This is a genomic window from Acidaminobacter hydrogenoformans DSM 2784 (genome assembly GCF_900103005.1).
Lineage (GTDB): Bacteria > Bacillota > Clostridia > Peptostreptococcales > Acidaminobacteraceae > Acidaminobacter > Acidaminobacter hydrogenoformans.
Map to the genome: position 1 here is coordinate 54,986 of NZ_FMWL01000010.1, position 23,799 is coordinate 78,784.

Sequence of the window (23,799 nt, forward strand, 5' to 3'; positions counted from 1 at the left end):
AAAAATGTACAATTGTCCTTTTTTTTAAACGATGGTCTGTGTTATTTTTATTTCAACCTAATAACAAGGAGGTATGGATTCATGGATCACAGAAACCAGTACAGGTACACATCGGTTGGAGAACGCTTTAAAAGTGAGTGGCGTATTTATTTGGTAGCAATTGTTTTCGTCATTATAGCTGATCTCATTGGTCAGAAAAGATTTCCTGTTGGCCCGGGAATGCTGATCTTATTCCCAATCTTCTATGCATTGATCATGGGTGTGGTCATGGGGCCTCACGCTGTTAAGTTTTTTAAGGAGAAGGAAGTCAAAGCGGCTTCGGGATTGGTGCTCGTAGCAATTGGCCCATTCATAGCAAAGCTGGGCATCTCAGCGGGCGGCAACATCATGAAGGTCATTTCTGCGGGTCCCGCTTTATTCCTGCAGGAGCTCGGCAACCTGGGCACAATTTTCATAGCGCTGCCTATCGCAATTTTGCTTGGCCTGAAAAGAGAGTCTATTGGTGCCTGTCACTCCATAAACCGCGAAACGAGTCTGGCTTTAGTCAATGACGTCTATGGCCCTGATTCTGCCGAGACCCGAGGCAGCTTATCCATCTATGTTGTTGGGGGCATGGTGGGAACCATTTATTTTGGCTTCATGGCCACAATGTGTGCCGCCACAGGGCTATGGCATCCCTTTGCCTTGGCAATGGCTTCCGGAGTCGGTGCGGGTATTATGATGGCGTCCGCATCCGCAAGCCTCGCAGCCATCTATCCGGAATTGGCAGATCAGATCATGGCTTTTGCCGGTACCAGCGAAACTTTATCCGGCATTGATGGCATTTACATTGGACTCTTTCTGGCGCTTCCAATCACGAATTGGCTGTATAACAAGCTTGAGCCAACACTTGGAAAATTCGCGCTTGGTCGTTCAAAGTCAACGGATACCCATAATCAAATTCCTGCAGAGGAGGCAGTCAAATGATGATCAGGTACAGGGAATGGATTATACTTTTGCCGATTGTCGGTTTAGGCATCCTAACCGCAAACTTCGTCGGATATAAAACCTCATTTATCGAGTCTTTGCCTGGCGTGCTGATATTGCTTGGCATCACATTGCTGGCCGTTGCCGCCAGCAAGATTATCCCAATCAAGCTGCCTGTCGTTGCCTACTGCTCTTTGATCGGGATGCTGCTCGCCAGCCCAATTTCACCAGTTTCAGGTGCAATTCTGAATTACGCATCCAAGGTCAACTTCGCCGCACCTCTGACCATTGTTGGCGCTTTCGCAGGCATTTCCATAGGCAATGAAGTCAAGACCTTCGCAAAGCAAGGCTGGAAGATGATTGTCATTGGTCTGCTTGTCATGACGGGTACGTTTATCGCTTCTGCGACTATTTCACACTATGTATTGAAATTTACCAACGTGATTTAGGGGATGACTATGGAGAAAAAATATGACTTGATAATTCGTGGCGGAATGGTATTGAATGAGCATCTTGAAATTTGTAAGAATCACTCCATTGTGATCAAAAATAATCTCATTGTAGAGGTCGCACCAGAGGAACAGATTGACAGTTCAGAAGGCAAGGAGATCATAGAGGGCAAAGATAAGCTGTGGATGCCCGGTCTCGTGGACGCGCACACACATATCACGCAGCAGCTTCTTCGGGGAAAAATTCTGGATGAACTGCCAATGATTTGGACTCGGATCATGCTGCCCTATGAAAATGGTTTAACCAAAGAAATGGCAGAACTGAGCGCACAGCTTGCTTCGCTTGAAATGATCAAGTCGGGGACGACATCCTTTGTTGAAGCTGGCGGCAGGCATATGGAGGCGATTGCAGCGCAGATCCTTGAGTCTGGCTTACGAGGTGCGCTGACCTGTTCGACCATAGATTCAGAGGTAATGCCCAGCAACATGACACACTCAGCGAAAGAAGCGATTTCACAGAATATGGCTTTGTATGAGAACTACCACGGTGCGGGAGATGGACAATTATCAGTCCATTTCTCCATCCGTTCTATATTGTCCTGTTCGGAAGACCTGATTCGATTGGCGTCAGAAGCGGCGCTCGAAGCTGACACAAAACTCCATATGCACATGAATGAGTATCCTAATGAAGTGAATTTCAGCTTAGAACATCATGGAAAGAGGCCGTTTCAGTACTTGGATGACTTGGGTGTGCTCCAGCAAAATTTTCACGCGGCTCATTGCATTTTGACCTCGGACGAAGAAATTGATATGATTCGGGAACGTGGGGTATCTGTTGTTCACTGTCCATTCTCCAATTCAGGCAAAGGGGTGCCTCAGACGCCAAGACTGCTTCAGCAGAAGGTTCCGGTCGCTCTTGGCACAGATGGTGCTGCGCACGGAGGACTGAGTTTGTGGAATGAGATGAAAATTATGCGGTCGGTGATCAACGCGCACATAGGGTCGACGCAGTCGAATCCCGTCATTTTGCCGGCGAAATCTATACTTAAAATGGCGACAACCGGTGGCGCTGCCGCTTTGGGCATGGTGGACCGTCTTGGGACCATCGGCAAAGGAAAAGTGGCGGACCTGATTTCGATCGACCTCAATCAGCCGCATATTATGCCGACAAACAACCTCGCGCACACGCTTCTGGAGACCGTATGTGCCAATGATGTGGCGGATATGGTGGTCAACGGAAAAGTGATCATGCGGAATCGGAAAGTACTGACGCTGGACGAGGAAAAGATTATGTACATGGCAAGTAAAGCGGCTACAGTCGATTAAATTATTTAAGTTAAAGGAAGAAAAATTATGATTGCAGTTATTTTGCTGATAAATTTAGTGGTTGGTATACTCATTGGGATTTCAGGGATCGCAGGATTTCTGATCCCAATTACGCTCAATGGATTTCTGGGGATGCCCTTGACAGAGGCGTTAGCGCTGAGCTTCATATCCTTTTTGACTTCAGGGATCTTGGGGGCGCTCGCCTACATGAAGCAGGGACACTTGGATTTTGGGATTGCCACGCCTTTATGCATTGGAAGTCTATTTGGGGCATTTGCAGGGGTGCAGCTCAATTTGATCATACCCGTGGACATCGCGAAAATACTGCTATATTCGGTTGTGCTTTTTTCGGGGATTTCACTGATTGTCAGGCGTCAGAAGGACAATGAAGGTAAGGTGGCTTCAAACTATCTCAGAAATAAAGGTGTTCTGATAATTATGGGGTTTGCAACCGCTGCTATCTGCTCTCTGACAGGTGCAGGAGGCCCAGTCCTGATGGTGCCATTGCTTGCAAGCTTGGGAGTCAATCTGAGAATGGCGGTGGGAATCAGCCTGCTGGATTCGATAGCGATTGCGCTTCCGGCATTTATAGGGTATTTTGGCAATTCAAACCTCGACAATATGATGCTGTTGGCGGTTGTGAGTGTAGCTGCACACGGTGTTGGGGTTTTGGCAGGCGCGAACTTTTCAGGAAAGATCAATTTGAAATCGTTGAAATATATTGTTGCAGGACTCGCGATTTCTTCTTCTTGCTATATGCTGGCAGTGAATTTAATTAATTAAAAACGCGCGCTACTATAAATGAATAATTTATGGCCGAAGGAAGCTGATGTTTTGGGTGAGAAAAATTAAACTCAAAGCATCAGCTTTTCGTACACTGGTTCTTACACCACATTCTGTAATGCGCATTAGAAAAAGTTTGTGGCATATGTTGAAAAACAGTGTTTGAACTTAGTCGAATTAGGCGTATAATTATATTGTAAATAACATATGCCCGAAACGACAATGATATGATAAATGTTTCTGAAAGCTGGGAGCGATGGAAATGATTTTAAAATGTCTCATTGAAAATACTTCGATATCAGATCAATTTATGACAGAACATGGCCTCAGCCTTTATGTGGAAACTGGAAATCACAAGCTGCTGTTTGATACTGGGGCGAGCGAAAAATTCGCTGCAAACGCCGTGAGGCTGGAGGTCGACCTCAGCGCGGTTGACCTCATGGTCCTCTCACATGGGCACTATGATCATGGCGGTGGTTTAAAGAAATTTTTGAGTCTCAATGAAAGTGCAGACATTTATCTTCACAAAGAAGCGTTTAAAGCGCATTACGCAGCCCGAAGCGACGGAGGCAACGCGTACATAGGCATAGATCAGTCACTGTCCGCAAGTCCCCAGTTGATTTTTTGTGATCAGTTTAAAAAAATCAATGATGCGCTGACGGTCTTTTCGGATGTAAAGGGGGACCTGTTCAAGCCTTCGGGCAATGACGCTCTCTTTATGATGGAGGATGGTGCCCTGAAAATAGACGATTTCAACCACGAGCAGAACCTGGTGATTGAGGAAGCGGGGAAGCGCGTGCTTATTGCAGGCTGTGCCCACCGGGGCATTGTCAATATCATGAACCACATGGAGGCCATTGGACTTGGCGCGCCAGACGTCGTGATTGGCGGATTTCATCTCTATGCCAGGTCAACGGACAAGACGGAGCCTGAGGAGACAGTCAAAGCCCTGGGAGAAGAGCTCTTGAAGCGTAAAGCAGTTTATTATACATGCCACTGCACTGGGATCAAAGCTTATCAGACCTTAAAGGTGGTAATGGGGGATCGCATTCACTATTTGTCGGCGGGCCAGGTACTTGCGCTCTAAGTTAAGAATTGAGGCGAACGAGGGCCGTATTGAGGATTTTGAGGGGGACTGGCTTCAGGGGTATGTTGAAAGTCTTGAGGCGTCCATTAAGTAAGCCTTTAAATTTTGCCGATGGTGGGTTATTGCAACCATCGGCAAAAAAGAACGGGAAATGAAACTATGATCTCTGAGTTAAAGCTGACAGTAAGGTGCGCTGAAACAGACCAAATGGGCATAGTCCATCATTCAAACTACGCGTTCTGGTTTGAGGCCGGCTAAGGCCTTTTGGAAGGGGGCAGCAATTTAGAAATGGACAAAAAAGTATTGGAAATTCAGGCGCTTCTGATTTCAAAAGGTTACAAGTTTACGCGCTCAAGAAAAGCAATGACGGAGCTTTTCGTCACGACACCCGATCACTTAAAACCTGAAGATATTCACAAGCTCACCAAAGATCAGGGTGTTAGTGTGCCAACGGTTTATAGGAATCTGGATTTGATGGTGAGGCTTGGTATAATAAAGGAAATCGAGATTCATCACGACCGTTTTTATGAACTGGACCTTTTTAGCCGCAAAAAGCTGCATATGCATTTTCACTGCCGCGTATGCGGCCAAATCAAGGAATACAGTAATCCGGAGATATTCAAGTCCATGATTGAGCAGCGCGATTATCTGGAGTCGGTATTTGAGGATGATATTGATGATATCACAATTGTTATGACGGGAACGTGCGCCGACTGCATCAAGGCAGGGCGGAGCCCATCAGCTTAGTGGTTCAATTTGGATGCACTTAAGAGGACATAGATCATTTTTTAGGAAGCTGGCTTGCGGGCCAGCTTCTATTTTGGTGCGTCTTCTGGTTGGGGACAGGGACTTCTGGTTGGGGACAGGCACCAACCAGAAGTCCCTGTCCCCAACCAGAAACCCTACTAAGCAATTTGTCGTGAGTTTTCTCAGAATGGGTAATATATTAAATATATAAGCATTGAAACAGCGAAAGAAGGCTTGCCATGACACCTAAAACAAAGCGGCGGGGCTATGATCCTTCTGATGAGGCGTGCTTTTCTGTGGCGGCGACGAAGCAGCTGAGGCAGGCACTCAACGAGATGATCTGGCTGCTGGACCGCGACTATAAACTCAAACAAGTGGTCGATCTGGTGGGTGGCCATTACCAGCTGACCGCCAGGCAGCGAACCGCCCTTCAGCGTGCGGCGGCGACACACCATCAATGCGCCCGTAGAGCAGAGACTTTGCTGCCGATGGTCGCGGTACCCCAAACCCCGCTCAACATTGACGGGTTCAACCTGATCATTTTGCTTGAGGTGGCGCTGTCCGGCAGTCCTTTGATTCTCGGCCGGGATGGCGTCCTCAGGGATTTGGCAGGCCTGCGTGGATCCTACAGCATCGTTGATAAGACTAAGCGCGCATTAAGTCTTATTGGACGGGCGCTGAGGGAGCTTGGGGCATCTCGCGCGACCTTTTTTTTGGACGCGCCAGTCTCCAACTCGGGGCGTCTGGGGCAGTTGATTTTAGAAGAAGCTAACAATTGGGTATGTCCTGTAGAGGTCGTTATAGTTAAAAATCCGGATGTGACGCTGGCAATCGCGTCTGGGGTCGTCACAGGGGACTCGGTGATCCTGGATGACTGCGAGAGCTGGTTTAACCTGGGCCGGTGGATCATTGAGCGGTGGCTGCCAGAGTCATGGATTGTAGATCTGGAAGCGCGACACTGAGTCATGAAGCTTCAGTTAAGGCTTAAATTTGTCGGGTATGAATTTTTCGAATAAATAAAGAGAGATGGGGTGAGCGTGTGTCAAGAGTGAGAGGCGAAGCAATCCGGCATTCCAGTGGCACGGAAAATTTTGTGTGGCGTGAGCTGATGCCAATTGACGAGTATGAAGGCCATAAAATCCGTCCCGGGTTTTTCCTTCAAAATGGGGCAGTCGCAGTACCTGGTGGGGTAAGCTTCACTATTTTCTCGCAAAACGCGACATCTTGCAGCCTGGCGCTGTTCGAACGGGAAGCGGGGGAGCCTTATGTGATCATTCCGTTTCCAGACAATTACAGAATAGGACATGTCTTTTCTATGATTGTCTTTGATCTGGATATTGAATCTTTTGAGTATGCTTTTCTGGTGGATGGGCCATATGAGCCTGAAAATGGTTTGATTTTTAATAAGACACGCTACCTGCTGGATCCCTATGCGAAAGCGGTGACGGGGCAGAGCAAATGGGGTCATAGACAGGGCGATGGGGATGTTTACAAGGCGCGAGTGGTCACGAATGGCTTTGACTGGGCAAACAGCAAACAGCCATTAATCCCTATGCAGGACCTGATTATTTATGAACTTCATGTGAGGGGGTTTACACGCCATAACTCTTCCGGCGTCAAGCATCCAGGAACTTTTCACGGCCTGATGGAAAAGCTGCCTTACTTGAAAGAACTTGGGGTCAACGCTGTAGAGCTGATGCCTATTTTTGAATTCGATGAGTGCAGAGATCTGCGTGAAGTCGATGGGGTCAATCTTCTGGACTACTGGGGCTATAACCCTGTCTGTTTTTTCGCGCCAAATACTGGATATACAGCAGGCATCGAATATAACCAGGAGGGGAAAGAACTCAAGACCCTGATTAAGACACTAAATGAGAACGGCATTGAAGTTTTTTTGGATGTGGTGTTTAACCATACCGCTGAAGGCGACGAGAGAGGTCCCTATATCTCCTTCAAGGGCCTTGACAACAATATTTACTATATGTTGACACCCGATGGTCGGTATTACAATTTCAGTGGGGTGGGCAATACTTTAAACGCGAACCATCCTGTGGTGCAGCGTATGATTTTGGACTGCCTCCGGTATTGGGTGACAGAGTACAGGGTGGATGGCTTCAGGTTTGATCTTGCGTCCATCCTCGGGCGCAATGAAGACGGTTATCCAGATACTAATCCACCGCTCCTTAAAAATTTGGCTCATGATCCTATTTTGGCTAATGTTAAGCTGATCGCGGAGGCATGGGATGCAGGTGGGTTGTATCAAGTGGGTAGTTTTCCTTCCTGGAAACGCTGGTCTGAGTGGAATGGCCGCTACAGGGATGATATCAGACGCTTCCTGAAAGGGGATGCTGGACTTGCCTCCATTATTGCTGAAAGAATAGCGGGCTCTCATGACCTCTATGATCCCGTTCACCGGGGGAGTAATGCTTCTGTCAATTTTATTACTTGCCACGATGGCTTTACCTTGTATGACCTTTACAGCTATAATGAAAAGCATAATGAGGCCAATGGCTGGAATAATACAGATGGTGAAAATCACAACCACAGTTGGAACTGTGGTGCTGAGGGAGAGACAGACAACCCTGAAATCATGGCACTTCGAAAGCGCCTGGTTAAGAATGCCTGCGCGGTTTTGATGGCCAGCCAGGGCACGCCTATGTTCTTTGCCGGAGATGAATTTTGCAACACGCAGTATGGCAACAATAACGCATATTGTCAGGACAATGAGATTTCTTGGCTGGACTGGGGGCTTCTGGAGAAAAACAGGGATGTCTATGACTTCTTCCGTAAGATGATTGCCATGAGGAAACATTATGCGGTACTCAGGGACAGCACAGGTCAGGCAAAATGCGGCTTTCCATATGTGAGTAAGCATGGCCTGGAGCCCTGGAAGCTGTCAAATGACGCCGAAACGCGTTACCTTGGGGTTATGCTGGCGGGCAAAGCTGAAGACGGTAAGGACGATCAGCATGATGAAATTTTCTACATTGGCATGAACATGCACTGGAAGTCTCAGGAGGCAGTGCTGCCTACCCTTCCTCTTGGTTTTGAATGGCGGATGGCGGTCAACACGGCGCTGCCGGTCGGAAAGGAAATCGTTGAAGAACCTTGTGATATGATGGCAGCGCATTTGAAACTTGTCTTTGAACCGAGATCAGTCGTGATACTTATGGCTTGCAAGATTCAGGCAAAAAGAAGAGGTGAAAATTGAACAGGTGGTGAAGCTGGTGCTGAGAAGGCGGGTCACGTCCTCCCTGCACTAGCTTTATTAAATTTTGGGTTTCTAATATTACAGAAATATTACAGTCTCCTAAGAATTCGCGAAAGGGTGTGATGACATGGCAGAAACCTGTGTGACTTGTTTGTGGGAGACCCTTCATGAGCCCCTTGAAAAGTTTATTGCCAGGCGCGTGTCAAATCCTCATGATGCAGAGGACTTATTACAGGAAGTGTTTGTAAAGATCAGCCTGAGGCTTGACACGCTGCAGGATCAGGATAAACTGCACTCGTGGATTTATCAGATTGCCCGGAATGTCATTATTGACTATTACCGGAGCGGCAAGACATTTGAGGCACTCCCTGAGGATTTGGTTGAGGGTATAGGTGGGGTGGCGGAACCATCGGCAGAAGTACTGGTGGTTGGGGGGAATGCCAACGCCGAAATGGCAAATTGTCTGACGGGCATGATTCAGCGGTTGCCGGAAAAGTACCGGGAGGCCATCATGCTGACGGAATACGAGAACCTGACGCAGACGGCACTGGCGGCACGGCTGGGGCTGTCGGTGTCTGGGGCGAAGTCCAGGGTGCAGCGCGGCAGGAAGCTGCTGAAGGAAATGATGCTGGACTGCTGCCGGCTGGAATTTGACCGGTGTGGGAACATCATTGACTTTCAGAGGTATCAGCCTGAGAAAAAATGTTGAAAAAGGCGCAGGTTCAAATTGAACTTGTGTCTTTTTTTAAAAATTTTTGCGTCCTTTTTAGTTTTGCACCGTCTGTAAGGGTGAATGCGTTTTTAAAGCATAATCAGAGTCTGTGGAGGGTTTAAAATGCAAGAAAAAGAAAAAATAAGGGAACATATTCAGAATAATTATGCCGCGGTGGCGCAAAATAAGGGTACTGATGGCGGCGGCTGCTGCAGTGGTAGTGGGTGCTGCGGGACTCAGACGGTGAACCTGCTGGATGCGTCTGCAATAATTGGTTATTCGGCGGAAGAGGTTGGGCATGCTCCGGAGGGTGCCAACATGGCGCTGGGCTGTGGCAATCCAACAGCGATCGCGGGGCTCAAGGCCGGCGAGGTCGTGCTGGACCTGGGCAGTGGCGGGGGCTTTGACTGCTTCCTCGCGCACCGTCAAGTGGGGGAAACGGGCTATGTGATTGGGGTCGATATGACACCGGACATGGTGAGGCTGGCGAGAAAGCACGCCCACGAGGCGGGCTTCGAGAACATGGATTTCAGGTTGGGCGAAATTGAGCATCTGCCCGTGGCGGATGCCTCTGTGGATGTCATTATTTCGAACTGTGTGATCAATTTGTCTGTGGACAAGCAGCAGGTTTTTAAGGATGCCTATAGAGTGCTGAAGCCAGGCGGGCGGATTGCAGCCTCAGACGTGGTGGCAACCGCGGCGCTGCCAGAGGCTATGAAGGCAGATCTCAGGCTGGTGGCCAGCTGTATCAGCGGTGCGGAATATGTGGAGGACCTCAGGGCCATGATGGAAAAGGCCGGTTTTAAGGAGATCCGACTGGTGCCAAAGGACAACAGCCGTGAGCTGATCTCCTCCTGGGCGCCAGGGCACAAAGCGGAGGACTATGTGGCGTCTTATTTGATTGAGGCGGTGAAGGCTTAGGCGCGAAGAGACGCAGAAGTATCAGAGCGTTTTGGAAAGACGGGCGTTGGTGAACCCGGCAGAGTGGCCGTGGGGGATCCGGCGCCTTTTTTGAATGTCAGTTGCTGGTGGGGGACAGGGACGGATGGTGGGGGACTGGGCCGCACCAAAAAAAACATCAAAAGACCACATTCTCCATATATAATGGACTAAGATAAACTTAATCCGAAGAAAAGTGTGGTGAAAATGATATGCTGAGGCGACTTGGACTGGATCGAAAAAAGTTTATAACCTCATGGGTTCTGGGTGTTGCGAGCTTGGCGGGCATATTTTTTTCAACACGGTTAGCATTTGACGAGTTCTCAATAAATTTCCCATGGAGCCTGGTTTTGCCGATGGTCATAACTCTGGCATGGGGCGCAAGATACGGTTTTGTTGCCCTTTTCGTGGGCGGACTTTTTGTTTATCCGTTTATATTGGGGCCATACAATGGATGGGCATCAGTCGTGCCGGTGATCGCCTATGTACTTTGGATTGGAACCCAGGGTATGGGGGTTAAACGAAGACAAAAATCAAAGCATCTGATTTTCAATGCCTATGTGCTTCAAGTGATCTATAGTATTGCAAGACTGGGATTATATTTATTTTTCTTCCCTCTGTTTCTGAAATTGAACGGCGGTTTCTTATATCCAGATGCGGTCAGAGCTATCCCCAACGATATCATCATGATTTTCGCACTTAAAGGCATTGTTGTCGAAGCAGTGTTCTTAGCGCTTTCTGATGCGCTTCTTCAATTGCCGTTCATTCGCCGCGGATTGGGCATTGAGGTTCGCGAGGGAAGTCATCGCAATTCCTTGACCATGGGACTCATGTTTTTCGGAGGATTGGTCTTCGCGTGGATGCTGCTTTTTGTTCAGCGGGTATTGGTCCGGGGTGAGCCTATTGGAATAGCCTGGTTTAATTTTAATGAAGAGGCGCAGCTGACGTTGATCCTTTCCGGAATATTCTTCTCTGTCGCTGGAGGCGTCACGGTGCGATTCGTTGAGGGCACACTGGCGGCCAAACTTGATCTCGAACGAAAGCAAGAGGCGCTGGCGCGAGCCAACCGTGAAATTCTAAATCTCAATGAAGGCCTGGAAAAGCGTGTGAAAGAGAGGACAAAGCAGTTGGAAGCGGCAGTCTCTGAGCTCGAAGCTTTTACAAGTACGGTTTCCCACGACCTGAAAGCACCTCTCAGGGCGATTCAGGCCTATGTGTCCATGTTAGAAGCGGAGCAGGAAAGCACCTTGACTCAGTCTGGTAAAGACATGCTCGTTGAGATGCGAATGACAGTATCGGATATGGTCGTCTTGATCGAACATCTCTTGAGATATGCTAGAATGTCGCAGATGCCCCTCAGGGTGGTAGAGGTGAATCTGAGAGACCTGGTAGCAGAGTGTCTTGAAGCTCTAAGCCGGGGCGCCCAAAACCGAAAAATTCAGATTGAATATCCAAGCGATTTACCTGCCGTTAAAGGTGATCGCGTCATGCTGCGTCAGGTCGTCATGAATTTGCTGGACAACGCATACAAATTTACGCGACCGATCTCGGAGCCGCGGATCATGATTTCGGCAAACAAGAAAGCTGACGTTGTGTGGGTTTGCGTTCAAGATAATGGTGTTGGCTTTGAACCATCAGCAAAATCTCAGCTGTTTTCAATTTTTGGAAGAGGACACCGTTCTGAAGAATTTGAGGGCCAGGGCGTAGGGCTAGCGACGGTAAAGAAGATCATAGAGAAGCACGGGGGTGTGGTAACCTTAGCCGGTGCCCCTGGTCAAGGTGCGACCGCTTGCTTTAGCCTGCCAGCGTCAAGGAGGGATTAACGCCATGTATCGCGTTATGATTGTGGACGATGTCCAGATTTTTAGACGACAAATAAAAAATCTATCGATTTGGGGCGCGGACTCCGGTTTTAAAATTGAGGATGAGGCTCGGGATGGTCTTGAAGCCCTTGATAAGTTAAGGCGGTCAAGCTTTGATGTGCTCATTACGGATATCCGTATGCCGGTCATGGACGGCCTTGAGCTTCTGAAGGCGGTGTACCAGGAAGCCTTGGTGCCCTGTGTTGTCTTTCTGTCAGACTACGGAGAGTTCAGTTTTGCCAAAGAGGCGATTCAATATGGGATTTTCGATTATTTGCTGAAGCCCGTGGAAGCAGGTCCGCTTCAAAATTTGTTGTCCAAGATTAGATTACATTTAGAAGCGATTGAAGCCAGGGAAGCTGAGGTTCAAACTTTAAAAAGCAGCTTGAATGCTTCTGTGGCGCCGTTCTATCCAGAAGGTCAGGTGCAGGAGGTCATCGCTTCGTTGACAGGCGAGAGATTTCGCGCCCATAGTCAGTTTCAGGCAGTCATGCGATCAACTTATGAGACGCTGGACGGTGACTGGATTAAAACCAAGGCGGTCCTCGACAAGGTTTGTCTTGAAATTCGATCCGCGCTCAATCGCTCTTTAACGTGGCTTCCGGAGTTCCTGGATGAAAGCGAGGTAATCCCAGTTGGTTTGGAATGGGGCACATGGCGTGAATCGGATGAGCTCGGGGTGAAGGCTGATACAGGTTTGGCAGTTACAAATTTGGATGACGCACAGGGGATCGACCTTTTGAGTCAGCGATTCAAAGCCCTTGTTGAGGTCTTGGATACACTTGATCCCTGGGGAAATGGACATCCCGTTGTCCAGAGGATCAAGGCGTATATCCTAAGTCACAGTGAATCGATCTCCACACAAGATGAAATTGCTGAGACCCTTTATCTGACGCGGAATTATCTCGCTGAGTGCTTCAAGCGCGAAACCGGGGTGACTTTGGGGGATTATATCACCAAAGTTAAACTTCACAGGGCTATGAAACTGTTAAGTGACAATGCATTTAAAAATTATGAAATCGCTGAAAGATTGGGCTATAGCGACGAGTATTTTGGAAAATTATTCAAACGTCACTTTGGGATGACACCAACGCAGTATAGACAGAAGGATAACCGTAATTTGTAAGGGTAAAAGCCATGATTTGAACCTTCGATCTTCCAATGGAAAGCTATATGATAAATATATAACAAATCATTGGAAAGTATTCGAGGAGGGTTAAGATGGTGCTAAAATCAAAAGCTCTAAAACTCTTAATGCTGGCAGGTCTTGTAATTAGTCTTTCTGCCTGTGGCGCTGCAGAGGCACAAAAACCAGCTGAAGAAGCGGCAAAAGCGGATGCGCCTGCTCAGGAAACGGCTGCCGAATCAACTGAGAATGCACTTGAATGGGACATTCAGCCGCCCCTTGGGATCGTTAAAGGGGATTACTATGCGATTGAGGAGCGTTTCAGACAAGGTCACCTTGGAATGCTGGAGATCGTCAAGAATGAGGACAAGCTTGTCTACATAGAGTTCAATGAGATCACGCGACCAAATTATTATGAGCGTTACTATCAAAATGTGCCGAAACGACTTTCTGAATATAATTTCAGTATGGGCGACAAGAAAGGCGCTGCGTGGGTACAAAGTGTCGTAGCGGTTGAGCAGCAGATGCTTGAGGAGCAGCGCATCACAGGGGAGTTTGATACGATTACGGGTGCGTCGAACAGTATCAATCAGTCTATGATTCCGCTTGCTGAGAAGCTTGAACCGTTGCTTGGCCAACCATCGGCAAAAAAGTATTACAGTGTTGCTGAGCAGCTGGGCGGCGGCTTAACGGGCTTTGTTCAGGTCGTGGTAGAGGATGGAAAAATCATTTCTGTGCGCTATGACGAGATCTTCGCGAACTCACCTGAGGAGATTGAAGAACCGGCGCTGAAGAAGTTTTATCGCCAGTCAAAATATGAGAGTGTTGAATATCAGGAACCGTCACGAATAGGGTTCAATGTCCAAATGGATGCGTTGAATGCGAAAGTCGTTGAGCGTCAGGACCTTTTAGATCTCACCGGGCTGCCTTCAACGGATGAATCCGGGGACTACGCTTCAAGTGGCTTTACGATTCGAAATACGGCTTGGGACAATTATTTGAAGCTTGCAGGTGAACTGCTCGAGGAAATGAAGCGCGACGGCGTGTTATAAAATTTATAGATTTGCCCCCTTGGAGGAGTCGCTGAGAAGCGGCTCTTTTTTACTTGTACGGCTTGGAAGGTTTCAGGATTATTTTTGATAAATGGACAGGGCGGGACAGGGACATCTGGTGGGGGACTGGGCCGGCCCAGTCCCCCACCAGATGTCCCTGTCCCCCAACAAAAATTGGACAGAATGGACTAAATAGCATACAATGATCTTTAGGCCTTTGCCACAGAAACCTTAAAATAACAGCGCGAAAGGCAAATTAAAGGAGTTTTCAGATTGAAGTTTAAGAAACTGGGCATCATGCCCGCCATACTAAAAGCAATAAAAGAAGAGCAATATGTGGAACCTACGGAAATTCAGGATCAGGCGATCCCGCTCGTCCTCACGGGCAGGGACGTGCTGGGCTGTGCCCAGACAGGCACCGGAAAGACAGCTGCCTTCGCTATTCCGACCCTCCAAAGGATCGTTGAGATGGATCAGCTCCAGGATCACCACACAAAAAAACACAAAGGCATCCGGTCGCTGATCCTGACACCGACCAGAGAGCTGGCCATTCAAATAAAAGACAGCTTTCACGCTTACGGCCGCCACGTGCATTTGAAGACGGGCGTCATCTTTGGAGGGGTGCCTCAGGGCCCTCAGGAAAAGATGATCAAAGAGGGCCTCGACGTTTTAGTCGCGACCCCGGGACGTTTGAATGACCTTATGAACCAAGGCATCATCAAGCTGGATCAAGTAAAAATCCTCATCCTGGACGAGGCGGACCGTATGCTGGACATGGGCTTCATCCACGACGTGAAGCGGATTGTGGCAAAGGTACCTGCGGAGCGGCAGACGCTGCTGTTTTCGGCGACCATGCCCAAGGAAATTTCAGCGCTTGCGGATGCCATGCTGAAGCATCCGGCAAAAGTGTCCGTCACCCCAGAGGTTGTCACGGTAGAAGCGATCAGCCAGAGCGTTTATCTGGTCAATAAGGCCAATAAGCGCAAGCTTTTGATCCACTTGCTCAAAGACCCGGCCATTGAGTCGGTACTGGTGTTTACCCGGACGAAGCATGGCGCTGACCGCGTCGTGCGGGAGCTGGTAAAGGCCCATATTTCTGCTATGGCTATCCATGGGGACAAGAGTCAGAACAGCCGGCAGAACGCCCTGGAGAACTTCAGGAAGGGTGCCATCAGGGTACTTGTGGCCACGGACATTGCGGCCAGGGGGATTGATATTGACGAGCTTTCCTACGTCATTAACTTTGATCTTCCAAACGTGCCTGAGACCTACGTTCACCGGATTGGCAGAACGGGCCGGGCCGGCCTCAGCGGGATCGCCATGTCCTTTTGCGACGTGGAGGAGCTGCCGCTGCTGAAGGATATTGAGAAGACTATAGGCAAACGTATTCCTGAGGTGAAGGTGCATCCTTTCCCGCTGGATGCCACGGTCAAGGACGACCTGCTGGCCCCGGCGCAAGTCAAGGCGCAAGCCAGGGCACCAGGCAAAGGCCCGCGAAAAAAGCTCGAAGGCCATCACAAGGCTGCCAAGTCTCCAGCTAAGAGTCCAGAGCAAGCTTCTGTAAAGTCCGCCACAGCGTCGGCTTTTTCAGAGACTGCCGATGGTTCCCCGCGCCGCAGACGCCGAAGAAGGTAAACTGCCGCGAAGACGAAAAACATCAGCATCCATCAACCATTTGACAAATCCTGAAGCAAGGATTATGATGTTGGTGTTCGAACACAACGTAACAAGCACCGCGCAATACGCATCACCACAACTGAAACGAAGATGTACGGGGGAGTCAGTAAACTGGCTGAGAGGGAACTGTGAGTTCCGACCCATATCACCTGCTCTGGATCATGCCAGCGAAGGGAGGAGACATAAGCACGCAAAGATGCGACTCATCCCCTCGGATGAGTCTTTTTTATTTGCGAAAGGAGAAACAGCTATGCTCACCAATGTAAGCCTGCAAGTCATTCCAAGCGTACCTGAATCAAAAATCTACCCCGTCGTGGACGCCGTGATCGATTACATCAAGAGCACCGGGGTCGCCCATACCGTGGGTCCTATGGAAACCACCATGGAGGGGGATCTGGACGCGCTTCTCAGAATCGTGAAGCGCGCCCAGGAAATCTGCGTCGAGCAGGGCGCGGAGCGCGTGTGCTCCGTGGTCAAGATAGATTACAAGCCCGGGGGCGTGACGATTGATGAAAAAGTCGGCAAATACCGGTAAATGGCCGGCCGCGGTCTTCCTGGCCGCGCTGACTGCCCTTTGGGAGCTGTCTGTAAAAGCAGGGTGGGTGGACGCCTTTACCTTGCCGGCGCCGACCAGTGTCCTGAAAGCTTTGATCACCGAGCTCCCCGGCCTGCGCAGCCACATCTGGATCACCCTGCAGGAAGCGGGGGTGGGGTTTCTGGCGGCCATTGGCTTTTCCATTGCCCTGGCACTGCTGATGGATTTTGTGCCCCTTGTCAAAAAGGGCCTCTATCCCATTCTGGTCCTGTCCCAGACCGTGCCCATCATAGTGCTGGCGCCGCTGTTCGGCATGTGGTTCGGGTTTGGCATGACGCCCAAGATCGTGATTGTCATGCTGGTCTGCTTCTTCCCCATCATTGTCAGCCTGCTGGACGGGCTGGAGGCGGCGGATCCGGACGAGCTGCACCTGATCGAGGGCATGGGCGCGGGCCAGTTCCAGCAGTTCCGCTGGGTCAAGTTTCCCGGCGCGCTGGTCAATTTGTTCTCCGGCATTCGCATAGCGGCCACCTATTCCATTATGGGCGCGGTGATTGGCGAGTGGCTTGGCGGGACGGGGGGCCTCGGCGTTTATATGCTGCGGGTGCGGCATTCCTTCGCCCTGGACAAGATGTTCGCGGCTATTTTGATTGTGGTGGTACTCAGCATTGCGGTTTTCAAGGCCATAGATCTGCTTCAGAAAATTCTGATGCCCTGGTCGGCGGACCGGGAAAATTAAGGGCAGTGCGTTGCCGATGGTCACGCCATCCCACCTTATCAACAAACGACATTATTTTGGAGGGTTCATACAAATGAGAAAATTGAATGTGATTGGACTTATATTGATTTTGGCGGCCGCCCTGGCACTTGCGGGCTGTCAGCAGACGGCGCCGGAGGAGGCGGGGGATGGGGCTCAGGGACCATCGGCAGAGCCTGAAAAGGTTACGGTGGTGCTGGACTGGGTACCGAATACCAACCACACCGGGCTCTACGTGGCTCAGGACCTGGGCTTTTACGAAGAGGCCGGCCTTGACGTGGAGATCATCCAGCCGGCGGAGGGGGGCTCCGCGAGCTTGATCGCCGCAGGCCAGGGGGAGTTTGGAATCTCCTACCAGGAAGAGATCACCTACGCCAGGACGGCGGCTGAGCCCCTTCCGGTGAAAGCGATCGCAGCAATCATACAGCACAACACCTCCGGCTTCGCCTCGCCGGTGGAGAAGGGGATTGTGACGCCAAAGGACTTTGAAGGCAAGAAATACGGCGGCTGGGGATCGCCGGCTGAGGTCGCAGTGCTCAGCGGGCTGATGGCCAAGGAGGGCGCGGACTTCACAAAGCTTGAAATGGTGGACCTGGGGGCGCTGGACTTCTTCGCGGCGACTCAGAATCACGTCGATTTTACATGGATCTACTATGGCTGGGACGGCATTGCGGCTGAGGTCAACGAGGTGCCCATCAATTTCATTCTTCTGCAGGACTTTGAGGAGAATCTCGACTTCTACACCCCGGTCATCATTGCCAAAGAGGACACGCTGAGCGCGCGGCCAGAGCTGGTGGAGAAATTTTTGGCGGCGACTTCGAAAGGCTATGAGTATGCCATGGAAAACCCTGAAGAAGCGGTCAAGTCCCTGCTGAAGGCGGCGCCTGAGGTGGATGAAAAGATTGCGGTGGCGTCACAGATCTATCTGGCGGATCAGTATCAAGCGGATGCGTCTCAGTGGGGCATCATGGATCTTCAGATTTGGTCGAATTACGCCGGCTGGATGTTCGAGAATGGCCTGATCGAATCTGAGCTGGACGCTGAGGGGGCATTTACCAATGACTTCCTCCCGAAAAAATAGGCTGGAGCTGGTTGGGGTTAAGAAGACCTTTGAGGACACCTTTGCGGTCAGCGACGTATCACTGGTACTGGGAGAGAATGAGTTTGTCTCAATCATTGGCCCCTCCGGCTGCGGCAAGAGCACGCTGTTCAACATGATCTCCGGTCTGATCCTTGAGGATGAAGGCGAAATCCGTATTGATGGCGCGCCGGTCAAGGAGCGCAAAGGCCTGGTGAGCTATATGTACCAGAAGGACTTGCTGCTGTCGTGGCTGAAGATCATTGATAATGTGGCGCTGCCCCTGCGGGTGAAGGGTGTTTCGAAGAAGGCTGCCAGGGATGAAGTGGCAGGACTCTTTGAGACCTTTGGCCTGGAAGGCTTTGAGCATAAGTATCCCCATCAGCTCTCGGGCGGCATGCGCCAGCGGGCTGCAATGATGCGGACGTATGTTTACTCCAAAGACATCATGCTGCTGGACGAGCCCTTTGGAGGCCTGGACGCGCTGACGAAGGCCAAGATGCAGGACTGGCTGCTGGGTGTCAACAGCGCGCTGGAGGCGTCCATCTTGTTTATCACCCATGATATTGAGGAGGCCATTTATCTGTCTGACCGGATTTACCTGATGTCCGACCGGCCCTCAACGATCAAGGAAGAGATTGTGGTGGACCTTCCAAGGCCGAGGAATAGGGATATGATGGTCTCGGAGACCTTCACCCAGCTGAAGAAGAAGCTGCTGCACAGTTTTTGATTTTGGTTGGGGACAGGGACTTATGGTTGGGGACAGGGCCGGACCGCGCAGCTGGTCCGTCCCTGTCCCTGACCATGAGTCCCTGTCCCGTTAAAAAAAGCGTGACAAGGATGATGAAAATGACTATTTTTAACGCTGTCGCAAAAGATTATGACCAGTGGTACGCCACCCAAATGGGCAGTTTTGTGGATGCGGTTGAAACCGCCTGTGCCTTTGAGCTCTTTACGCCTGAAAGAGGCCAAAGTATTCTGGATGTGGGCTGCGGCACCGGAAATTTTTCTGTCAAACTGGCAGAGAGAGGCGCATTTGTGACCGGCATTGACGTCTCGGAAGAAATGCTGGAAATAGCCAGAGGAAAATCTGGTGATTTACCAATAACTTTTAAGCACATGGATCTTTATCAGCTGGAGTTTCAGGACAATACCTTTGACGCCGTATTTTCCATGGCGGCTTTCGAATTTGTCAAAGAGCCAGAGCGTGCGCTCAGTGAGCTCTTCAGGGTACTGAAGCCCGGCGGTAAGCTTCTGATAGGGACTATTCACCTGGATTCACCATGGGGCCGGCTTTACACCTCAGAGCCCTTCCAGAAGGATACAGTCTTCAAGCATGCCGCATTGAAAACCCTTGAAGAAATGGCGGCTTATTATCCCGATTGTCTGGTTCGCACCAGGGAATGCCTTTTTACACCGCCAGAAGCGGCTGAAAACCTGTTAAAGACTGACTCTGAAACACACTACCAGGCAATCAACCGAGGAGGGTTCATATGTCTGTTGTGGGAAAAGCCGCTGGAAAAGCCGCTGGGTTAGTCGGCGCGCAATTAGCCCTTACACCCATCCAAAGCCAGGATCCAACAGCGACGGTGGAAAAGGCTCTGGAAATCATCAACGCCTACCCATTGACCGTAGAAACCAATGCTATGTCGACCCTCATCACAGGTGAGCTGGACACGATCCTCGAAATGGTCAAGGCGCTTTATCAAACGATGAACGCCGAGGCGCAGTTCACGCTCGACATCAGACTTTCCAACACTTGTGGCTTATAAATAAGATTTCGGCAGGCTTCAGCGACAAATTAATTTCAAGAAAAACCTCTAAATCCCTTGAACATGTTTAAAATATAACTATAATTAAGTTATCAGATAAAAGTTTCTTATAGGATCTGAGTGGGTATAAAAATTTTTAATCCATGTAGTTATGGAAAAAAGAAAGGATGGGATGAATGAGCATTTTAGCCAACAAAAAAGTGATCATCATTGGCGACCGTGACGGTGTTCCGGGCCAAGCGATCGAAGAATGCGTCAAGACGAATGGCGACGCAACAGTCGTCTATTCCGCAACAGAGTGTTTTGTCTGAACGGCTGCAGGGGCCATGGATTTGGAGAATCAGAACAGGGTTAAATCTTTAGCAGATGAGTACGGCCATGAGAATGTCGTTGTCATCTTCGGCGCAGCAGAAGCAGAATCAGCTGGTCTTGCAGCTGAGACCGTCACCAATGGTGACCCAACGTTCGCAGGTTGCCTCGCGGGCGTATCTCTTGGACTTTCTGTCTACCACGCGGTAGAGCCAGAGTTCAAGGCAGACGTAGACGCAGATGTCTACGAAGATCAGATCGGCATGATGGAAATGGTTCTCAACGTGGACGAAATCGTCACTGAGATGACCAACATGAGATCTTCTTACTGCAAATATCTCTAATAATCGCGCCGATAGTTTAGGGATATAAAAAGCAACATAACGCAATAAAATGCACCACCAAAACCCTGATATAAAACCCTGATTAATATCCTGATTAATTCCAAATCCAACCTGAAGCGCGGTTCGGTCGAATCGCCAAAAATGTAATGCAGTTAAAACTTCAAACTCGCGTATTGCGAATAAAGTGGCAAGTGGATGCCAGTCATCCGCTTGCCACTTTTTTTTGATTAATCGCGTCCAGCCATCACCTTTCGCGGCAAAATAAGCTTTAAACCGCAAAACTGGAAAATCATGTTATTTACAAAACCTATTGGGTATAAACCATTTAAATGAAATTAAGGAGGCGCTACGTATGAATCTTATGGAACTTTTAGCCGGCCAGCTCAACAACCCTGATGCACTGAATAAGCTTGGCCAATCCGTTGGCGCAAACCCAGAGCAAGTCAATCAGCTCGCGAAGATAGGACTCCCTACCCTTATGAAAGCCCTCGGACAGAATGCCAGCACGCCTGAAGGCGCTTCAGCCCTTGCAAAAGCCTTGGAGCAGCATGAAGAAGATGACGTCGACGACCTTGATGGATTCCTTGGCAAAGTTGACACAAATGACGGCGAGAAAATTCTGGAGCATATCCTGTCAGGCAAAAAACAGGTTGTCCAGCAGAATCTGGCAAGTCAAACCGGTCTCCAAAGCAGCCAGGTTTCCGGGCTTTTAACCCAGCTGGCGCCACTCCTTTTGGGCGCTCTTGGCCAGCAAAAAAAGCAGCAGAATCTGGACGCTTCCGGTGTTTCAAACTTGTTGAACGGCGCCATGTCCCGCGGTGACAGCGGCCTGATGGGGATGGCTTCAAAAATTCTGGATGCTGACAAGGATGGCGACATCATGGACGACATTGGGAATCTGATTGGCAGTTTTATGAAAAAGCGTTAAGGCAGGCCACTCAAATAAACAACGCAGTGCTGCAAAAATCAAGCAGACAATAAAGCAGCCTGCTCAGGGCCTCAAAACCCAGAGCAGGCTGCTTTTGTCCGTTCAAGTGACCAATTACAATTTTCCGCCGCACTTATTGCAGTAAACAGCGTCAACCGCATGATCCTCAGAAAAGCAATGGGGGCAGGTCGCCAATTTCACAGATTTTTTCTCCGCGGCTGAAAGCTCACTTGTGATGATCCCCGTTGGGACGGCAATGATCCCGTAAGCTATGACCATCAGCAAACTTGAAATGAGCTTTCCGATGGGCGTTTGCGGTGAAATATCCCCATAACCTACCGTCGTTACCGTCACAATAGCCCAGTACATAGACTCCGGAATGTTGTCAAACCCGTACTGTGGCCCCTCAACAATATACATTAGCGCACCTGCCAAAACGACAATGAAAACAATAGTAAGCAAAAAAACCGTGATCTTGGGTCGACTGGCTCTGAGCGCGCGAATCAGCGTTCCTGATTCTTCCACATACCGCACCATTTTAAAGATTCTAAAGAGCCTGAGAAGCCTGAACACCCTGATTAACATTAAAAACCGCGCCGTCGGGAGAAAAATACTCGCGTAAGCCGGCAAAATAGACAACAAATCCACGAAGCCAAAGAAGCTGACGGCGTAATGCCGCCTTCGTTTAACGACATAGAGCCTCAAAAAATATTCCAGTGTAAACAGGATGACAAAAAACCACTCCAGGCGAAACAGCAGCGTTCCGTAGGTCATTTGTATGCTAACGACACTTTCAAGCATAATTAAAAGGCTGCTGATGATAATAGAGATGATGAGAAACACGTCGTAGGCTTTTCCTTCTGGAGTTTCCGCTTCAAAAATGATCTCATAAAGTTTGGATTTCAGTGCTTCTCGCATTTTTGACACCTCTTTTTCCTGCGGATTTCTATAGCGTTATTATACAGCAATAAAAAGTGTCAGACAAAGGAAGAGAATTGAGTCAACAGAATGAGAAAGAAAGGTTTGCTTTTTAACGAACTATACCAATAAAGTGCAGCATAAATATTTATTTTAAAAATTATTTTTGCTTTATTGGTCTTTCAACGTTTTGAAAAGTCTGAAAATTCAGGCATTTAAGGTGCTTAATCAATAATAGTTAGCTCAACCTGTTTTGTTCACTAAATAACGATGCTTTATTTTCAGCATAAACTATGTTTAAAATAGAGGTAACTTAAGAAAAAAATTTCGGGGAAATGATTCAGATCAAACCCCTGGCGAAGGAGATGGAATGAATGGAAAACATGAATTTAAGATGTGAAGAGAGAGTCAGAGAGCTTGAGGAGATGCTCAAGGAAAAGGATCAGCAAATCCATCAGCTTAAAGAGGAAATGAGAATCAAAGAAGTTCAGTGCCATCGACTTGCACATCAAGGCTCAGATTTCTAACATACACCCTTTCTACATAATTTAATAGTGAACCCAGCCCTGTCCATTATTTTGGACAGGGCGTTTTTTGTCCTTGGAAGTTCTGGAACATACTTAAATTCGAAATCCTATTTTCCTTGGCTGGTCCTGCATAATCACCTGGAATGGGGTATATATGCTTTAACTGGCAGAACACTTTATGAGGGGGGATAGTGCATTGCACACAGAATTAAATGTCGAAAAACCAGCAACACCTCAAGCCTACTTAGATTCTTTGCCAGCTGAACGCAAAGCAGTACTGGAAAAATTGAGATCTGTAATCCTGGAAAATTTGCCCGATGGTTTCGAGGAAACTATAAGCTATGGGATGCTCGGCTATGTTGTCCCACACAAATTATATCCTGCAGGGTATCACGTCAATCCAAAGGAACCGCTGCCCTTCATTAGCCTGGCATCACAGAAGAACTACATTGCGCTTTACCATATGGGCATATACGCATTTCCGGAGCTGCAGGCGTGGTTTGCAGCAGAATACGCCGCCAGAGTTAAAAGCAAGCTCGATATGGGTAAAAGCTGCATCAGGTTCAAAAAAATGGACGACATTCCCTATGAGCTGGTCGCGGAGCTTTGCAGAAAAATTACGGTCGAAGACTATATTTCAAAATATGAAGACCATGAGGTGTCCAAGTCAAAATAAGCACTAAGTTGCACTTTG

General features: G+C 49.0%; 25 protein-coding genes and 1 riboswitch. Of the genes, 24 read left to right on the forward strand and 1 reads right to left on the reverse strand.

Annotated elements, in window-relative coordinates; all coding sequences use genetic code 11:
- Positions 1-81 precede the first annotated feature (81 nt).
- The 22 genes from BLP63_RS10260 (at position 82) to BLP63_RS10370 (ending at position 21,660) form a co-directional block, all read left to right on the forward strand.
- Positions 82-966, forward strand: a complete 885-nt coding sequence (locus BLP63_RS10260) for a DUF3100 domain-containing protein (protein ID WP_092591214.1) — start codon at positions 82-84, stop codon at positions 964-966.
- Positions 963-1,415, forward strand: a complete 453-nt coding sequence (locus tag BLP63_RS10265) for a hypothetical protein (RefSeq protein ID WP_242870873.1) — start codon at positions 963-965, stop codon at positions 1,413-1,415. Before BLP63_RS10260 ends, BLP63_RS10265 begins: the two co-directional genes overlap by 4 nt.
- A 9-nt stretch (positions 1,416-1,424) precedes the next feature.
- On the forward strand, positions 1,425-2,741 hold the full coding sequence (locus tag BLP63_RS10270; protein ID WP_170829400.1) for an amidohydrolase family protein: 1,317 nt from the start codon (positions 1,425-1,427) through the stop codon (positions 2,739-2,741).
- 27 nt (positions 2,742-2,768) lie between these two features.
- Positions 2,769-3,524: a sulfite exporter TauE/SafE family protein gene (locus BLP63_RS10275; protein WP_092591218.1), complete on the forward strand. Its 756-nt coding sequence runs from the start codon at positions 2,769-2,771 to the stop codon at positions 3,522-3,524.
- A 262-nt stretch (positions 3,525-3,786) separates the two neighbouring features.
- A complete protein-coding gene (locus BLP63_RS10280) occupies positions 3,787-4,611 on the forward strand; it encodes an MBL fold metallo-hydrolase (RefSeq protein WP_092591220.1) in 825 nt (274 codons plus the stop codon).
- Between the two features lie 288 nt (positions 4,612-4,899).
- A complete protein-coding gene (locus tag BLP63_RS10290) occupies positions 4,900-5,358 on the forward strand; it encodes a Fur family transcriptional regulator (RefSeq protein ID WP_092591222.1) in 459 nt (152 codons plus the stop codon).
- A gap of 239 nt (positions 5,359-5,597) precedes the next feature.
- A complete protein-coding gene (locus tag BLP63_RS10295) occupies positions 5,598-6,320 on the forward strand; it encodes a DUF434 domain-containing protein (protein ID WP_092591224.1) in 723 nt (240 codons plus the stop codon).
- Between the two features lie 77 nt (positions 6,321-6,397).
- Positions 6,398-8,569 (forward strand): glycogen debranching protein GlgX, encoded by a 2,172-nt coding sequence (glgX, locus tag BLP63_RS10300; RefSeq protein WP_330387138.1) that lies wholly within the window; start codon positions 6,398-6,400, stop codon positions 8,567-8,569.
- A gap of 127 nt (positions 8,570-8,696) precedes the next feature.
- The gene (sigZ, locus tag BLP63_RS10305) at positions 8,697-9,278 is read left to right on the forward strand and encodes an RNA polymerase sigma factor SigZ (RefSeq protein ID WP_092591226.1); all 582 of its coding nucleotides are present in this window, start codon (positions 8,697-8,699) and stop codon (positions 9,276-9,278) included.
- 126 nt (positions 9,279-9,404) lie between these two features.
- Positions 9,405-10,202 (forward strand): arsenite methyltransferase, encoded by a 798-nt coding sequence (gene arsM / locus BLP63_RS10310; protein ID WP_092591228.1) that lies wholly within the window; start codon positions 9,405-9,407, stop codon positions 10,200-10,202.
- Positions 10,203-10,576: 374 nt separating this feature from the next.
- Positions 10,577-12,043, forward strand: a complete 1,467-nt coding sequence (locus BLP63_RS10315; RefSeq protein WP_242870876.1) for a sensor histidine kinase — start codon at positions 10,577-10,579, stop codon at positions 12,041-12,043.
- 4 nt (positions 12,044-12,047) lie between these two features.
- Positions 12,048-13,208, forward strand: a complete 1,161-nt coding sequence (locus BLP63_RS10320; protein ID WP_092591232.1) for a response regulator transcription factor — start codon at positions 12,048-12,050, stop codon at positions 13,206-13,208.
- Between the two features lie 95 nt (positions 13,209-13,303).
- Positions 13,304-14,260 carry an FMN-binding protein gene (locus BLP63_RS10325; protein ID WP_092591234.1) on the forward strand — a complete coding sequence of 319 codons (957 nt, stop codon included), beginning with the start codon at positions 13,304-13,306 and terminating at the stop codon, positions 14,258-14,260.
- 273 nt (positions 14,261-14,533) lie between these two features.
- The gene (locus BLP63_RS10330; protein WP_092591236.1) at positions 14,534-15,895 is read left to right on the forward strand and encodes a DEAD/DEAH box helicase; all 1,362 of its coding nucleotides are present in this window, start codon (positions 14,534-14,536) and stop codon (positions 15,893-15,895) included.
- A 128-nt stretch (positions 15,896-16,023) separates the two neighbouring features.
- Positions 16,024-16,130: riboswitch (TPP riboswitch) on the forward strand.
- A 57-nt stretch (positions 16,131-16,187) separates the two neighbouring features.
- Complete coding sequence (locus tag BLP63_RS10335) at positions 16,188-16,472, forward strand: thiamine-binding protein (protein ID WP_092591238.1); 285 nt, start codon at positions 16,188-16,190, stop codon at positions 16,470-16,472.
- Positions 16,447-17,211 carry an ABC transporter permease gene (locus BLP63_RS10340; RefSeq protein ID WP_092591240.1) on the forward strand — a complete coding sequence of 255 codons (765 nt, stop codon included), beginning with the start codon at positions 16,447-16,449 and terminating at the stop codon, positions 17,209-17,211. The genes BLP63_RS10335 and BLP63_RS10340 overlap by 26 nt, the downstream gene beginning before the upstream one ends.
- 73 nt (positions 17,212-17,284) lie before the next feature.
- A complete protein-coding gene (locus BLP63_RS10345) occupies positions 17,285-18,310 on the forward strand; it encodes an ABC transporter substrate-binding protein (protein WP_092591242.1) in 1,026 nt (341 codons plus the stop codon).
- Entirely contained in the window at positions 18,288-19,037 is a 750-nt protein-coding gene (locus BLP63_RS10350; protein ID WP_092591244.1) for an ABC transporter ATP-binding protein, read from the forward strand. The genes BLP63_RS10345 and BLP63_RS10350 overlap by 23 nt, the downstream gene beginning before the upstream one ends.
- Before the next feature lie 119 nt (positions 19,038-19,156).
- Positions 19,157-19,843: a class I SAM-dependent methyltransferase gene (locus tag BLP63_RS10355; RefSeq protein WP_092591305.1), complete on the forward strand. Its 687-nt coding sequence runs from the start codon at positions 19,157-19,159 to the stop codon at positions 19,841-19,843.
- Entirely contained in the window at positions 19,801-20,079 is a 279-nt protein-coding gene (locus BLP63_RS10360; protein ID WP_092591246.1) for a YkoF family thiamine/hydroxymethylpyrimidine-binding protein, read from the forward strand. Before BLP63_RS10355 ends, BLP63_RS10360 begins: the two co-directional genes overlap by 43 nt.
- Before the next feature lie 176 nt (positions 20,080-20,255).
- The gene (grdA, locus tag BLP63_RS10365; RefSeq protein ID WP_092591248.1) at positions 20,256-20,732 is read left to right on the forward strand and encodes a glycine/sarcosine/betaine reductase complex selenoprotein A; all 477 of its coding nucleotides are present in this window, start codon (positions 20,256-20,258) and stop codon (positions 20,730-20,732) included.
- Between the two features lie 352 nt (positions 20,733-21,084).
- Positions 21,085-21,660 (forward strand): DUF937 domain-containing protein, encoded by a 576-nt coding sequence (locus BLP63_RS10370; RefSeq protein ID WP_092591250.1) that lies wholly within the window; start codon positions 21,085-21,087, stop codon positions 21,658-21,660.
- Positions 21,661-21,774: 114 nt separating this feature from the next.
- Here the strand turns inward: BLP63_RS10370 and BLP63_RS10375 are convergent, their stop codons facing one another.
- Positions 21,775-22,578, reverse strand: a complete 804-nt coding sequence (locus BLP63_RS10375) for an ion transporter (protein ID WP_092591252.1) — start codon at positions 22,576-22,578, stop codon at positions 21,775-21,777.
- 374 nt (positions 22,579-22,952) lie between these two features.
- Here BLP63_RS10375 and BLP63_RS16870 point away from each other — a divergent pair, with 374 nt between their 5' ends.
- Together BLP63_RS16870 and BLP63_RS10380 are read left to right on the forward strand one after the other, a co-directional pair.
- Entirely contained in the window at positions 22,953-23,105 is a 153-nt protein-coding gene (locus tag BLP63_RS16870; protein WP_170829402.1) for a hypothetical protein, read from the forward strand.
- Positions 23,106-23,301: 196 nt separating this feature from the next.
- Entirely contained in the window at positions 23,302-23,781 is a 480-nt protein-coding gene (locus BLP63_RS10380; protein ID WP_207646451.1) for a DUF1801 domain-containing protein, read from the forward strand.
- Positions 23,782-23,799 lie beyond the last annotated feature (18 nt).